The sequence below is a fragment of the Rouxiella sp. WC2420 genome (genome assembly GCF_041200025.1).
Classification (GTDB): Bacteria; Pseudomonadota; Gammaproteobacteria; order Enterobacterales; family Enterobacteriaceae; genus Rouxiella.
Genome location: NZ_CP165628.1, coordinates 1 through 12,746, shown reverse-complemented (window position 1 = coordinate 12,746; position 12,746 = coordinate 1). Strand labels below are relative to the sequence as shown.

General features: G+C 48.1%; 9 protein-coding genes. 1 reads left to right on the top strand and 8 read right to left on the bottom strand.

Going from position 1 to position 12,746, the window contains the following annotated elements:
* Positions 1–23: 23 nt before the first annotated feature.
* Positions 24–434, bottom strand: coding sequence for a small heat shock chaperone IbpA (ibpA, locus tag AB3G37_RS00045; protein ID WP_009637476.1), 411 nt, complete (start codon positions 432–434; stop codon positions 24–26).
* Between the two features lie 337 nt (positions 435–771).
* Between ibpA and AB3G37_RS00040 the strand changes: the two genes are divergently transcribed.
* Positions 772–1,122 (top strand): YceK/YidQ family lipoprotein, encoded by a 351-nt coding sequence (locus tag AB3G37_RS00040; protein ID WP_369789308.1) that lies wholly within the window; start codon positions 772–774, stop codon positions 1,120–1,122.
* 25 nt (positions 1,123–1,147) lie between these two features.
* On the opposite strand, the gene AB3G37_RS00035 is transcribed toward AB3G37_RS00040, so the two are convergent.
* From AB3G37_RS00035 to dnaA, 7 genes are all read right to left on the bottom strand, one after another.
* On the bottom strand, positions 1,148–2,425 hold the full coding sequence (locus AB3G37_RS00035) for a DUF3748 domain-containing protein (protein ID WP_369789307.1): 1,278 nt from the start codon (positions 2,423–2,425) through the stop codon (positions 1,148–1,150).
* Between the two features lie 10 nt (positions 2,426–2,435).
* Positions 2,436–3,251, bottom strand: a complete 816-nt coding sequence (gene yidA, locus AB3G37_RS00030; protein ID WP_369789306.1) for a sugar-phosphatase — start codon at positions 3,249–3,251, stop codon at positions 2,436–2,438.
* Between the two features lie 130 nt (positions 3,252–3,381).
* Positions 3,382–6,396, bottom strand: a complete 3,015-nt coding sequence (locus AB3G37_RS00025) for a hypothetical protein (protein ID WP_369789305.1) — start codon at positions 6,394–6,396, stop codon at positions 3,382–3,384.
* A 157-nt stretch (positions 6,397–6,553) separates the two neighbouring features.
* Positions 6,554–8,968, bottom strand: a complete 2,415-nt coding sequence (gyrB, locus tag AB3G37_RS00020; RefSeq protein WP_369789304.1) for a DNA topoisomerase (ATP-hydrolyzing) subunit B — start codon at positions 8,966–8,968, stop codon at positions 6,554–6,556.
* A gap of 19 nt (positions 8,969–8,987) precedes the next feature.
* Positions 8,988–10,076, bottom strand: a complete 1,089-nt coding sequence (gene recF, locus AB3G37_RS00015; protein ID WP_009637483.1) for a DNA replication/repair protein RecF — start codon at positions 10,074–10,076, stop codon at positions 8,988–8,990.
* A gap of 170 nt (positions 10,077–10,246) precedes the next feature.
* Positions 10,247–11,347 (bottom strand): DNA polymerase III subunit beta, encoded by a 1,101-nt coding sequence (gene dnaN / locus AB3G37_RS00010; RefSeq protein ID WP_009637484.1) that lies wholly within the window; start codon positions 11,345–11,347, stop codon positions 10,247–10,249.
* Positions 11,348–11,351: 4 nt separating this feature from the next.
* On the bottom strand, positions 11,352–12,746 hold the full coding sequence (gene dnaA, locus AB3G37_RS00005; protein WP_009637485.1) for a chromosomal replication initiator protein DnaA: 1,395 nt from the start codon (positions 12,744–12,746) through the stop codon (positions 11,352–11,354).

Sequence of the window (12,746 nt, the reverse complement as noted above, 5' to 3'; positions counted from 1 at the left end):
TATATACCCTTGCGCCGGGGTAATTAAATAATTTCAATGCGGCGAGGTTTTGACGCTTCTGGTACCACACGCTGTAAATCGATATAAAGTAAACCGTTAGCCAGATTTGCCGATTTAATTTGAATGTGTTCTGCTAATTGAAACTTGCGTTCGAAATTACGTTCGGCAATCCCCTGATATAAATAGGTTCGCTCGGCCGGTGGATGAGTATGTGCACCTTTTACCAGCAGCATATTATCCTGGGCAGTAATCTCTAATTCAGACTCTGCAAAGCCCGCAACCGCAATGGCAATGCGATAATGGTTTTCATTTACCAGTTCAACATTATAGGGAGGATAACCTCCACCTTGATTTTGACCGGACTCGATGAGATTAAACAAACGATCGAAACCAATTGCGGAACGATAAAGTGGGGAGAGATCGAAGTTACGCATTAAAACTGCCTCCTAATATTGCGGCGAGGAAAAAACTGATCTTCCATTTGGACAGATCGATAACGCACAAATACCCTAACGGCGTATTCTTTTGCGGCGTCGTATGATAAAAATGGCGATGAAAATTCAGAATTCAAGCTGCTTTAAAAAAATTTTTTTTATTCACTCCGCTATTGCTCGGCAATATCAGACATTTAATGTGATTGGTTTCTATTAATCACCGTGAGTTAATTTTAATTTCTTAAATTGGTACTACAATTTCAAACGCACTTGCTAAACCTGTGGTTATAGGTTTTACCGTACATCCTCAGTCCGACAGTAAAAGATGAGTTGAAAGATGAAGAAATTGTTATTGCCTGTCGCGGCAGGATGCGCCTTTGTGGCAAGCGGCTGTTCCAGCGTGATGAGCCATACTGGCGATTATCAGGGGTATTATCCAGGCTCAAAAGCCGACGTAAGAATGATTGGAAGTAATGATACAAGCTGGGCGATGACCCCGCTGCTGGCCATTGATTTACCGTTTACCGCGGTAATGGATACCCTGCTGCTACCTTATGATTATTATAATCGTCACACGGTGGGAACTCAGGAGCGTATTAAAAATGATGAAAATCATAATCTTGCAATGAGCCACGGCGTGGATATCAATCATATTCCACCTACCACCCCTGTCATCAATGTTAACTGATGCTCCCGATAGCGGCGGCCAAAACTCAGGCCGCTGTGATAAATATCTGATTAAATCCTGATATTTCGCGCATAAAAGCCACCCAGAGGCCGTCCGGTGAAAACACCACCGCGTCACCGCTGGGCGCTATCTCACTGCGAGAGGTTAGACGCTGCATTTCTCCGCTTACGGTATTTAGCAGCATCACCGAGTTATCACAAATTAACGCCAGCTTGCCACCATCAGGGTGCCAGCTGAATGCCGACTGAATGCTCGAGTCCGCATGGCTTATCTGCCAGGGATCACCGCCCAATGGCGTGCCTCCCCACACCTGCACTACGCCGCGCTCGTCTTTCATTAGAAAGGCGATAATGGCACCGTCCGGTGATGCACGCACCCAGTGACGCGGCTGCAGGGCCACGCCCGGATAAGCTCGATGCTCGGTAAACGTGAGTCGTCGCTGAACGGCAGAGCCAGGAGGCGCGGGCAATCGGGAAGGAGTTCCCTGAAGTGGAAATTCTCCCGCCTGAGCATAGTCGTGATCCTGCTCGGGTAGATCAACCACAAAGATTTCTGGCAACTTTTCGCCCTGCGTCGAGAGCGTATCGCCAATAAAAGCCAGCGCCCAACGTTGACGCTGACCATCAGCTTGCAGATAACCCCGCTGACCAATCCACCCCTCTTCATAAGCCCGGTTTATCTGGTCGCTGCCAGCCTGCGGCGTAGAAGTTGTCTGGCTGACCAGCACGCAAAAATGACTGCCGTCGTATTCCCGCGCATGCGATTTGGAGGCGGCCACAGGATGATTAGCCAACGCCACGCCCACATTACGCAAATCCTCTTTTAAATCGGATTCATGAAGGACGTGGTCATTGTAAGTGAAGCTTAGACGACTGCCGTCCGGACTAAACACGTGAACGTGAGATCCGCCGCGCAGTGCGCCAGGGGTGTAAGGCGGGGTGATATCAAACGCATCGAGGGTGACCGCAGCAGGTGAGACGGCAGGTTCGAGAATCACTCCCCGGCGATGATGAAAATCGTATTTCCACGAGGAGTCCGGATTTTCTGGCCCGTGAATAAAGGCATAACGTGGTTGGGCATCGGCGCTAACCGTCACGACGCCGACGTGAGCGCCCTGAGTTGCACGATAAAGCACTTCTAGCTCACCGTTGGCGATATTGATACGTTCAATAGTCGAACCGCTAAACTCACTGCCTTTGGGTCGAACATCGTAGGCTATCCACTGGCTATCCGCTGTCCAAACGTTAATATTGGTCAGTTGATGACCCCGAGCATCAAAGGTCAGCTGCTTCTCACCCGCCACGTTATTTTCCTTAATCGTTCAGCACAAACTTTTCAACCGCGTAGGCCACGCCGTCTTCGGTATTGGATTTAGTCACAAACTGGCTCACGGCTTTGACGCTGTCCAGCGCATTGCCCATCGCAACCCCAAGCCCCGCATACTCCAGCATGGCGATATCATTTTCCTGATCGCCAAGAGTCATGACATTTTCGCGGGGAATACCCAGTTTTTCAGCCAGTTTTTGAACGCCTGTGCCTTTGTTTACCGTTTTATCAAGGATCTCGAGATAATAAGGTGAGCTTTTCATGATGGTATAACGTTCTTTAGCCTCTGCCGGGATTTTGGCGATCGCGACATCCAGAACCTCAGGGTGGTCAATCATCATGACTTTCGGAAAGGTCATCGAGCGATCGATTTGCTCCACACTGCGATAGCGCAACGGAATACCGGTTACCGAAGATTCATGAACCGAATAAGGGCTGATATCCGGGTTTGTGCTGTAAAGATCGCTGTGAGACAGCGCGTGAAAACCCACGTTCAACTCACGAGCCAGGGACTCGAAATAAACTAAATCATCATAATTCAGCGTCGTTTCGGCGAAGATACTCCCATCTTTGGCATTATGTACTAATGCTCCATTGTTAGAGATGCAATAAAATCCATCCTGTTGCAGGTTAAGTTCTTCGAGATAGCGTTTAATGCCAATCAACGGCCTGCCCGTTGCCAATACCACCTGTACGCCTTTGTTAATGGCCGCAGTCAGTGCCTTCTTAACTGCTGGCGTTACATCATGTTGCGGATTAAGCAGCGTTCCATCCATATCTATTGCGATCAATTCAATTGCCATAGCGTCCTCGAAGTTGATGGTATTTTTCTCATGCTAGCGCGTTTCCGTTGTGCAAAGCGAGGCAGAAAATGGGAATACGGCGAATCGCTGCCTGTCTGTAAATTTCGAAAAAACTGAATAAATTTTTCCCTCAGAATTCTGATTGCTTGATATTTAACTGTTCACCCGTGAAAATATTTTTAATTTTGAGTGAGTCATCGTAAGACACCTCAGTTATCTTTATAAAAAATATAGGCTTAGCAATTCTAGTCGGATTGCGAAAGGTTACCGGCGTGATAGCATCTATCTGGAAAAAGCTTTTGCGATTAAATAGATACTCGCCTTCCATACCGAATTGTGTTGATACTCCATTAACGAAGGGTTTGCCACTTTTGCCATTAATTTTAAAAATCACTATGGCAGCACCCGGCTTATCCCTCCATTTTCTGATAAACATAAAACCTTGATTCAGCGCTATATTTGCAAGCTTCCCGGAACGCGACGCTGACATAAATGCGGGATAATTGCTGACAATATCACCAGGTGAAAACTTTGACATGGCCGCTTCAGACGCATCGACGACTCGAATAAGCTGCTGCGTATTTCCCATTTTAGGCAGGGACTCTAGCGCTTCACTTAAATCATCGGCGATTCTCTGCATATCATTACTGGGTTTACCGCTAAACAGTGCTTGGTTAAGTTTAAAATTATTGTTACTTTTTCCCTGTGCCCAATTTAACAGAGAGGAGTCTCTATAGGGTTTCTGATTTTCTACATAAGTCCACCCCCGTAAAGCTTCTTTATATTTGTTTGGTAACAAGCTGAATATTCGCAGATAGTCGAGACGGTATAATACTGAAGGTTTCGTTCCTTTCCATTTAATAGGATTGAGAATAATTTGAGTAATAAATTCCTCCCATTTTGACGCATCGAATTCTTTATCAAAATAAAGAGTAAAAGTGTCGCAGGCTCCACCAATAGCTCGACGACAACGTGTTTTCCCGATTAATTTATTAGAACGCGGCCTTTTCAGTATGACTTTACGCAGTGGATTTTTTAATAGACGATTCAACATTCGAGTCAAATCTAAGGGCGGTATAATAAAACAGGCAACCTCTTTTGCAGTTAATGTCGTCATTTTTAAGAGGGTGGGTTTTATAGCATTAAAAATAGCCCGGCGTAACAGGCTCCCTACCAATCCCTGCAGACGTGCGGTTCTCAGAGCACTAAGTGCCACTTTTATCCCTGTACTGCCCAGCTTGTACAACGGGATACCCAACATTATTAACGTTAACCCTAGATCAATTAAGTCACCTAATAAATCTGAAAAGGTTGGGGAATAGTGCGGATCATTAACGGAGTGTTGAATAACATCGAAAAAAGGAACGAATGAGAGTATTTTCTCAGCTATCGTCTTATTCAGATTATCTTCTCTAAAAGCCACAACCGTGGCGATAACTGCGTCATGTTGAAGTCTTATAAATGCGTCATTAAGAGTAGATACCTTACTATCTATGTTAATATTTTGATTATATTTCTTAATGACCCACTGATTGACCGGGATCGAATTCTCCGTTCCAAGCCACAGCAGATTATTCAAAGCTTGAATATTAATTGTAGAACCTGAAACATTCTCATTATTCCGCAAACGCTGTATCGACGCAATTTGTTGTTCAGATACTAGCGCACTAACATCGGCGGCGATAAATAACGGGTCCCAACTGCTGGCGGCGTAGATTTTCCCTGAATCACCCCGTAAAAAGTATATGTGTTTACCGCCTACGAACGTCCTCCAGTCTACTGGCTCTTTTGGGATTGTTTTGTAAAATCCTACCCTTAACGAGAAAAGTGGGTGATACCCGCGCTCTAAATCCAGCTGGCTTATGCCCTGCATAGCAGTAATCTGTTTAACAGTATTCGCGGCGTCGTCAGATGCGCTATCTCTCAGATAAACGTTAAACTGCGCATAATATTTTTCAAGGTCGCCTATTTCACTGCGCGTTAAAAATGGCTCTGGGGTTTTACGTTGTAGGGGACGAAACTGCATTTTATAAAACTTTAAGATGGACTCAGCATTAAAAATTCGCTGACGAGTGGCGTGAGCTGCTAAAAACTTATGCTCAAAGTCTTCCTGCGAAGGGTCCATGCTCCACTCGATTATGCGCGCCTGAATGTAATAAAGTGATGACTCATAGCGAATAAATTTCGTGGCGAGTGAAGAAGTATAATTTTTAGATTTACCATCTAGCAATTGATTTACATGTGAAAATAAATCTTCATCTTCCCATGATTCATACTCACTCTTGCTGTATGCAATTCTGGCTGCCATCAGTCGATTACTGGCCAGAGAAAGATAGCGGCTAAGCGGATTATCTTTCAGATAGCTAATAATCTGCTGCATCGGCTCAATCCAATGCTTGGTCTTTTCTAGCTGCTGTTTAAAGTTCAGCATAGGGGGAATGATAACAAACGGTGCCGTCAAGTTAGAAAGGGGCTGCCAATATTGCGCATCTCCTTCATTCCTATGTGCTTTTGCATCTCGGTCTATCTGTTGTCTTTTCGTTCGATAACGTTCTATGCCTTTATTGGCGGCGGTTTTAAAAAGCGACTTTTTAACATAATCCTCATGCCGAGTTTCATCATGAGGAGGATTATTTTCCAAAGTTCGGAGGGTATTTAAATTTTCCGCCTGCACAAAGAGCGAGGATTGCGGCAGATGATAAGATAAATTATGCCTGTTTGAGAAGACGGGCTTAGCAGGCAACCTCTCGGCTCTGAGCGATTTAGTATTGTGATAACGATGATTTTTAGGCTGCGGATATAGTAGATTGGAAGATATTGGCGGGTGATAAAAGGCGGAATTGTTACTTGGCGCCAGGGATTTGTTACCGCTGCAGGGATTTGAGACATTGGCTTTAATTTGCGCGGTCGCCTCCGTCAGTGTAAGGGCTGACATTGCTCCCACGCCTAATGCTACATCCAAAAAAGGGCTTCTTTGCTGCCCGTATGAGCGGTATTTAAAGCTTGATGGCTGATGCGAAACATTCTTGATGCTTTGTGGATAAATTCTCTCTGACTTTCCATTTTCAGTATAAAAATCTCGCCCTTTTCTATCTCTCCTCGTTACGCTGGTCGGTATATGCTGAACACTCTTTATTCCTGGCATGTTAGTACATTTCCCTCTGTATTTAACATAATGCGCTTATCGATTTCAGTCGATTGAAGACAATTGAGATTCCTTTAACATTCTGAAATTTTGGCGAAAAAAAATCCGAAGGGTTTCCCGCTTCGGATTTACAGAGAGTAACAGCAGAGTTATAAGATTAAATATCTATATTCGCTGCTTTTAGTGCATTTTCTTCAATAAATGCACGACGTGGTTCAACCGCATCACCCATCAGGGTGGTAAACAGCTGATCGGCGGCGATAGCATCTTTAATGGTCACGCGCAGCATGCGACGCTGCTCAGGATCCATCGTGGTTTCCCACAGCTGCTCTGGGTTCATTTCACCCAGACCTTTATAACGCTGTACTGACAGACCACGGCGAGACTCTTTCACCAACCACTCCAGAGCCTGTTCAAAGCTCACGATCGGTTGACGTCGCTCACCGCGCTCAATGTAAGCATCTTCTTCGATCAGGCCGCGAAGTTGCACGCCGAGGGCACAAAGCTTGCGATATTCGCCACCGTGGATGAAATCAAAGTCGAGATCATAGTCAGTATCGACGCCGTGGGTACGGATACGCAGAACCGGCTCAAAGATCTGGCGCTCACGATTTTCACGAACGATAGCGCTGTAGCTGCTGCCGTGCGCTTCTTTTTCGTTGAGCAAAATCACCAGTTCTTCCATCCACTGCTGTACTTTTTCCTGATCGACAAGATCGGTTTCAGCCAACGTTGGTTGATAAACCAGATTGTTCAACAGCGCACGCGGATAGCGACGCTCCATGCGACCAATCATTTTCTGTACTGAGTAATGTTCGGCCACCAGCTTCTCCAACGGCTCACCGGCTAAAGCTGGTGCGCTGGCGTTAGCGTGCAGAGTTGCGCCGTCCATTGCGATAGAGATCTGATACTGATCCATCGCTTCATCATCTTTAATGTACTGTTCCTGCTTGCCTTTTTTCACTTTGTACAGCGGCGGCTGAGCGATAAATATATGACCACGCTCAACAATTTCAGGCATCTGACGATAGAAGAAGGTCAGCAGCAGAGTACGGATGTGTGAACCATCGACGTCGGCATCGGTCATGATGATGATGCTGTGATAGCGCAGTTTATCCGGATTGTATTCATCACGGCCAATGCCGCAACCCAGCGCAGTAATCAGCGTGGCGACTTCCTGAGAAGAGAGCATTTTATCGAAACGCGCTTTCTCGACGTTGAGGATTTTACCCTTCAACGGCAAAATGGCCTGATTCTTACGGTTACGGCCTTGCTTGGCAGAGCCGCCCGCCGAGTCCCCTTCCACCAGGTAGAGTTCAGAGCGAGCCGGATCACGTTCCTGACAGTCAGCCAATTTACCCGGCAGACCGGCCAAATCCAGCGCGCCTTTACGGCGTGTCATTTCACGTGCTTTACGCGCGGCTTCACGAGCACGGGCTGCATCAATGATTTTTCCAACGACGATTTTCGCGTCACCCGGGTTTTCCATCAGATAATCAACCAGTTTCTCGTTCATCAGGGTTTCAACCGCTGATTTCACTTCTGAAGAAACAAGCTTGTCTTTAGTCTGAGATGAAAACTTAGGATCTGGAACTTTTACAGAAACCACAGCAATCAGACCTTCGCGAGCATCGTCACCGGTAGCACTGATTTTGGATTTCTTGCTGTAGCCTTCTTTATCCATATACGCGTTCAACGTACGGGTCATCGCCGTGCGGAAACCGACCAGGTGAGTACCACCGTCGCGCTGTGGAATGTTGTTGGTAAAGCAGTAAATGTTTTCCTGGAAACCGTCGTTCCATTGCAGCGCAACTTCAACACCGATGTCGTCTTTCACGGTAGAGAAATAGAACACGTTTGGATGGATCGGGTTTTTGTTCTTGTTCAGGTATTCCACGAAAGCCTTGATACCGCCTTCGTAGTGGAAATGGTCGTTTTTATCATCGCGCTTGTCGTGCAAGCGGATCGCCACACCCGAGTTCAGGAACGACAGTTCACGCAGGCGCTTGGCCAGAATGTCGTACTCGAATTCAGTGTTGTTGGTAAAAGTCTGGAAGCTTGGCCAGAAGCGCACGGTAGTACCGGTCTGCTCTGTCTCACCAACCACTTTTAGTGGATTCTGAGGCTCACCGTGGACGTAAGTTTGTTCGTGAACTTTACCTTCACGACGGATAACCAACTCCAGCTTTTCGGACAGGGCGTTAACCACTGACACGCCCACGCCGTGCAGGCCGCCGGATACTTTGTATGAGTTATCATCAAACTTTCCGCCAGCGTGAAGGACGGTCATGATCACTTCTGCGGCAGAAATGCCTTCTTCTTCATGGATGCCGGTAGGGATACCACGTCCGTCATCCTGCACAGATACTGAGTTATCTGCATGAATAGTAACCAGAATCTCTTTACAGTGGCCAGCGAGGGCTTCGTCGATAGCGTTGTCCACAACCTCGAATACCATGTGGTGCAGACCAGTGCCGTCATCGGTATCGCCGATATACATGCCGGGGCGCTTACGCACCGCGTCCAGCCCTTTTAATACCTTGATACTTGAGGAGTCATAAGAATTCGACATCAACGTTTCTCGCTCATTTTTAGTCCTGTGATAGAACGGCTATTTTACCTTGTTCCACGCGGAACATCTTGCCCTTTTCACCCACCATATCGGTTACTTGTTCAGCGCTGACCGCACTGACAAAAACCTGGGCCTGGGTTGCTATAAGGCGATCGGCCAGTAACCGGCGTTTACCGGTATCCAGCTCGGAGGCAAAATCGTCAAGAAGATACAGGCAACGCCGCCCGCTCTGTCGGGTAAGAAACTCACCCTGCGCTAATCGGAGCGCACACATCAACAGTTTTAACTGCCCGCGCGAAAGCATATCTTCCACCGGCGTGCCGTCGGCACGGATGCGAAAATCTGCTTTATGCGGACCCGATGCTGTGTAAGTTAAGGCTCTGTCGCGCTCGAACTGGCGCTCCAGCAGTTCGCCGTAGTCACTTTCTTTGTCCCAGCCGCGCTGGAATGAGAATGTCAGGGCAAACTCGGGCAAAAATTGCGCACAGGTCGCGCTGATATCAGCAGCAATTGCCTGGCTGTATTCTGCCCGCCATTCGCTGATGCGCTCGGCCAGCGGGATCAGTTCTTGATCCCAGGCACGAATTTGCGCATAGCGACTCACCTGACGCAGCGCGGCGTTGCGCTGCTTGAGCAATCGACGCAGATTGCTCCAGGCGATGAAAAAACCAGGGTCGTGGTGAAAACAGCCCCAGTCTAAAAATGCACGGCGGTATTTTGGGCCACCGTTTAATAATGTGAAACCTTCGGGGGTAATCAGCTGCATCGGCAGCATCTGCGCCAGTTCCGACACTTTATGGCCGTCGGTTCCGTCGATTCTGACTTTACTGTCGCCGGTCCGCGTTTTGCTTAATCCAACACTTAATTCGCGCTCACCGCCTTCATCGATACGGCCATGCAGCACAAACTCCGGCTGATCGTGACGGATAACCCTGCCCGCCTGCAAACTGCGAAAAGCGCGGCCATGCCCGAGGGTATATACCGCTTCGAGCACGCTAGTTTTACCGCTACCGTTGGGACCGACCAGAAAATTGAATCCGGGCGACGGCGTTAAATCCGCCGCCTCGATGTTGCGGAAATCTTTAATCAGTAATCGCGTCAGAGCCATAAAGCTTTATTTTTTCCAACAAACAAGGGCAAGACATAACCTAACAGGCAAGGGCGCAAGCGTCGCAGCCAGTTTGGAGACGGCCAGCGCGCAGGGCCCGGAACGTACAATAAGTACGTTAGCAGCACGAGCACTGCCCGAGTTCATAATGGCAAGTAAGGTAGCCCTTTTTAAAGTCTCATTGGCATGACGACGTAGGCGGCAGCCTGACTTGCCCCGTCTTCGATTTGCACGCTGGATACCGAGTCGGTAAGCAACAGACGAACTTCGTCACATTTCAGTGCATTAAGCACGTCGAGGACATAGCTGACGTTGAAACCAATTTCCATTTCTGTGCCATCGTAGGCGACATCAAGAATTTCTTCGGCTTCTTCCTGCTCCGGGTTATTAGCCGTGATTTTCAGCTGATTCTGGCTGACATAGAGGCGCACACCGCGGAATTTCTCATTGGAGAGGATCGCCGCGCGGGCAAAAGCCTGCTTGAGTAAATCACAACCAGCTTGCAGCGTTTTGTCGGGATTTTTCGGTAAAACGCGGCGATAATCAGGGAATCGGCCATCAACCAGCTTCGAGGTGAAAATAAAATCACCGACGTGAGCACGGATGTTATTGCTTCCGATTTGTAGCTGCAACGGGGTATCGCCACCGTCGAGCAAACGCACCAGTTCCATCACGCCTTTACGCGGGACGATCACCGAATGCGATGGCAAAGTCTGACCAATCGGCATTGAACATACTGCCAGGCGGTGCCCGTCAGTAGCGACGGTACGCAGCTCTTCACCTTCAGTTTCGAACAACATACCGTTGAGGTAGTAGCGAACATCCTGATGTGCCATGGAAAACTGCGTGGCTTCAATCAGGCGTTTCAACGTGGCCTGCGGCAAGGTAAATTCTACCTCGCTTTGCCAATCGTCGAGATTGGGGAAATCGGTCGCGGGTAATGTAGAAAGAGAGAAGCGACTGCGGCCTGAACGAACCAGCATACGGTCGCTTTCCAGTACTACAGTAATCTCTGCGCCTTCCGGCAAACCGCGGCAGATATCAAAGAATTTACGCGCAGGCACAGTCGTTGCACCCACGTCATGAGGTTGAGACAGGGCCACTTTTGCGACCATCTCCATTTCAAGATCTGTCCCAGTCAGCAACAACGCGCCCTCTGTGACCTGCAACAACAGGTTACCTAGAATTGGCAGTGTTGGTCGTCCACCCAGTGGGCTACTGACCTGTTGCAGTGGTTTCAGCAAATGCTCACGTTCAACAATAAATTTCATAGCGCTAGGAGGATAGTGTCCTGATTAAGTTAGAGAAATCTTCTTTGATGTCATGGCTTTCTTCACGCAGCTGCTCGATCTTGCGGCAGGCATGCAACACCGTAGTATGGTCACGACCACCGAACGCATCGCCGATTTCTGGCAGGCTGTGGTTGGTAAGCTCTTTTGCCAGCGCCATCGCCATCTGACGAGGACGGGCAACCGAACGGGATCGCCGCTTGGAGAGCAGGTCTGCGACCTTAATCTTATAATACTCGGCCACTGTTTTCTGAATATTATCAATGGTGACCAGTTTTTCTTGCAAGGCAAGCAGGTCGCGCAACGCTTCGCGGACGAAGTCGATAGTAATGGCGCGACCAGTAAAGTTGGCATTAGCGATAACGCGGTTCAATGCGCCTTCCAACTCACGCACATTGGAACGCAGACGCTTGGCAATAAAGAAAGCGACTTCACCAGGTAGACGAATGTCGTTCTCGTCGGCCTTTTTCATCAGGATAGCCACGCGGGTTTCCAGCTCTGGCGGTTCAATAGCAACCGTTAATCCCCAGCCAAATCGCGACTTCAGACGATCTTCAACACCGTTAATCTCTTTCGGATAACGGTCAGAGGTCAGAATGATCTGCTGATTGCCTTCCAGCAGGGCGTTAAAGGTATGGAAGAATTCTTCCTGCGAGCGTTCTTTGTTGGCAAAGAATTGGATGTCATCGATAAGCAGTGCATCGACCGAGCGATAGTAACGCTTGAACTCTTCAATAGCGTTATTTTGCAGGGCTTTCACCATATCCTGCACGAAACGCTCGGAATGCATATAAACCACTTTGGCATTGGCTTTACGGGCCATAATACCATTGCCAACGGCGTGTAAAAGGTGCGTTTTACCGAGACCGGTACCACCGTATAAAAACAGTGGGTTATACGCGCCACCAGGATTGTCTGCCACCTGACGAGCTGCTGCACGCGCTAACTGGTTCGACTTACCTTCTACAAAGTTGTCGAAAGTATGTTTAGGGTTTACGTTTGAGCGATATGAAAGCTCCGGCTGAGCAGGAGAACTGTCCCAGCTTGGTCGTGAAGGTGCAGCACGCGGGATTGTACGAGCCGCAACCGGAGAACTCACGGCGGCAGCAACGGTTTCGTTAACACGTTGAACCATTGGCTTGCTGCCAACCTCAAAACGTAATAAAGGCGCATCCGTGCCACAAAAATCATTCAACAGACCGTTAATGTTGTTTAAGTATTTGTCGCGCACCCAATCGAGGACAAAACGGTTTGGAGCATACAGCGCCAAAGTGTTGTCACTCAATTCCGCCTGCAAAGGGCGTATCCACATACTGAATTCTGTGGCAGGTAACTCATCCTGCAATCTGGCAAGACACTGCTGCCAAAGCGAAAGTGACAC